The organism is Mesorhizobium sp. M7A.F.Ca.CA.004.04.2.1 (assembly GCF_004022825.1).
Classification (GTDB): Bacteria; Pseudomonadota; Alphaproteobacteria; order Rhizobiales; family Rhizobiaceae; genus Mesorhizobium.
In genome coordinates this window covers 1-2,536 of record NZ_RZPH01000896.1, presented here as the reverse complement: position 1 = coordinate 2,536, position 2,536 = coordinate 1, and the positions used below count along the sequence as shown (strand labels likewise).

General features: G+C 62.7%; 2 protein-coding genes and 1 pseudogene. 1 reads left to right on the top strand and 2 read right to left on the bottom strand.

What is annotated here, in order from left to right; genetic code table 11:
* Nucleotides 1–287: 287 nt before the first annotated feature.
* Nucleotides 288–737, bottom strand: coding sequence for a GatB/YqeY domain-containing protein (locus tag EN893_RS28830; RefSeq protein WP_127272594.1), 450 nt, complete (start codon nt 735–737; stop codon nt 288–290).
* Nucleotides 738–1,013: 276 nt separating this feature from the next.
* Between EN893_RS28830 and carA the strand changes: the two genes are divergently transcribed.
* Nucleotides 1,014–2,231: a glutamine-hydrolyzing carbamoyl-phosphate synthase small subunit gene (carA, locus tag EN893_RS28825; protein WP_127271513.1), complete on the top strand. Its 1,218-nt coding sequence runs from the start codon at nt 1,014–1,016 to the stop codon at nt 2,229–2,231.
* 200 nt (nt 2,232–2,431) lie between these two features.
* Here the strand turns inward: carA and EN893_RS28815 are convergent.
* Nucleotides 2,432–2,536: pseudogene (locus EN893_RS28815) on the bottom strand (IS110 family transposase); the annotation flags it as partial.

The following is a 2,536-nucleotide window of genomic DNA, read 5'->3' as shown; positions in this document are numbered from 1 at the left end:
CTTCTACTTCATCCTTCCTGCGGGTGAGCCCCATTCCGCCGGCGGGCTTCTTGTTGGCGGCCGCATCCTGGGAGAATTCATCGGAAGCGTCGGCATCGATCTTTGCCGGATATTTCGTCGCACCGGTTTCATAGCGGGTTTCGTTCTCAGTCATGACATCTCTCCAGTTGCATGACGGATAAACATCTCAGCGGTATCCGAGTTCCAACTCCTGGACTTCGATTCCGGACGGATCTGGGTTCCGGGAGCGCCCGGTCGGCCACCCAAGCGACGAGATGAGCAGCACCCTACTGCAGCAGGCCCTTGACGATGCCGCTCGCCTTGCCGAAATCCATCTGGCCGGCATATTTCTGCTTCAGTGCGGCAATCACCTTGCCCATGTCCTTCTGGCTGGCCGCACCGGTCGCGGCGATCGCCTCGCGCGCCGCAGCCGTCACCGCCGCATCGTCCAACTGCGTCGGCAGGAAGGTGCGGATGATCTCCATCTCGCCGCGCTCCTGCGCGGCGAGATCGGGCCGCTTGCCGTCGTCGAAGGCTTTGGCCGATTCCTCGCGCTGCTTCACCATCTTGGCCAGGATCTGCAGGATCTCCTCGTCGCTGGCCGGCTCCTTGCCCGAACCGCGATTGGCGATGTCGCGGTCGTGAATAGCCGCCTGGATCAGCCGCAATGTCGGCAGCCGGTGCTTGTCCTGCGCCTTCATCGCGCTCTTCAGGGATTCGGCGATTTTTCCGCGCATGGTGCATTCTCCTTCGATCGGCGCGGACAATAGCGCCGGGGGCGAGCCAAGGCAAACCCTGATATGCCGGGGCAAGCCACTGATTTTGCTAGGCGAAATAAAACATGGCGGCATTTCGCATGATCATTGACCGCCCTGCCCCCTTCCCCTATGTACTGGGCCTTGCATGAACGGAAATTTGACTGCGTGGGAGCCGCGAAATCGCCGCTTCGCGCCGTTTGCCGCGCAGATGGCCCGCCGGGCCGGTTGCAGCGCGCGGCCTGATAGGAGTGCCGCATGGCCGAGATGACCGCCGCCTCGACGCCCGCCTGGGCCACTGAAAAGCCGACCGCCCTTCTGGTGCTGGCCGACGGCACCGTCATCGAAGGTCGCGGTCTCGGCGCCACCGGCTCCGCCGTCGCCGAAGTCTGCTTCAACACGGCGCTGACCGGCTACCAGGAAATCCTCACAGACCCTTCCTATGCCGGCCAGATCGTCACCTTCACCTTCCCGCATATCGGCAACATCGGCACCAATGACGAGGACATCGAGGACCTCAATCCCGCCGCCCGCGCCGGTGCCGTCGGCGCCGTGTTCAAGGCCGATGTCACCAATCCTTCCAACTATCGCGCCGGCGCCGGTCTCGACCAATGGCTGAAGAAGCGCGGCATCGTCGCCCTGTCGGGCATCGACACGCGCGCTCTGACCGCACTGATCCGCGAAAAGGGCATGCCCAACGCCGTCATCGCGCACGCGCCCGACGGCGTGTTCGATCTCGACGATCTGAAGCGGCGCGCCGCCGCATGGTCGGGCCTGATCGGGCTCGACCTCGCCAAGGATGTCACCTCGGGCCAGTCCTCGGTCTGGCGCGAGACGCCCTGGGTGTGGAACGAAGGCTTTGGCGAACAGACCGAACCGACAATGCATGTCGTCGCCATCGATTATGGCGTCAAACGTAACATATTGCGCCTGCTCGCCGGCCTCGGCGCCAAGGTCACGGTGGTGCCGGCCAAGACCGGCGCCGAAGAAATCCTTGCCATGCAGCCGGACGGCATTTTTCTCTCCAATGGCCCCGGCGACCCGGAAGCCACCGGTGATTATGCCGTGCCGGTCATCCGGGATCTGTTGAAGACCGACATCCCCGTGTTCGGCATCTGCCTCGGCCACCAGATGCTGGCACTGGCGCTGGGCGGCAAGACCGCCAAGATGCACCAGGGCCATCACGGCGCCAACCATCCGGTCAAGGACCACACCACCGGCAAGGTCGAGATCGTCTCGATGAACCACGGCTTTGCCGTCGATGCCGACTCGCTGCCATCAGGCGTCGAGGAAACCCACGTCTCACTGTTCGATGGTTCGAACTGCGGCATCACGCTGACTGGCCGGCCGGTGTTCTCGGTCCAGCATCACCCGGAGGCTTCGCCCGGCCCGCAGGATTCGCACTATCTGTTCCGTCGCTTCGTCAATCTAATCCGCGAGAAGCGCGGCGAGGAATTGCTGGCCGAACGGGCTTAGCGCGATCCGCTTGCGCCGCCCCTCATCTGCCTGCCGGCATCTTCTCCCCGTATAGTGACGGGGAGAAGGAAGCTGGCCGCACTCTTGGCGTTCTTCTCGCAACATTGATAATTGGTGAAACCATCGGACAACAGCATCTTTCTCCCCGTCACTATACGGGGAGAAATGCCCGGCAGGGCAATGAGCGACTATCTGTGGTGTCAAGTTGCATTGGCGAACTCCATGCGCGCATCGCGTGCTTTTGCATTGAGAATGACGAGGAGTTTTCGCGCCAGCGCCATGCGGATGACCATTTTGGTTTTGCC

What these genes read in the sequence shown, in the direction of transcription:
- carA (WP_127271513.1), top strand. Translation starts at nt 1,014, where the DNA reads ATGGCCGAGATGACCGCCGCCTCGACGCCCGCCTGGGCCACTGAAAAG.
- EN893_RS28830 (WP_127272594.1), bottom strand. Translation starts at nt 737, where the DNA reads ATGCGCGGAAAAATCGCCGAATCCCTGAAGAGCGCGATGAAGGCGCAG.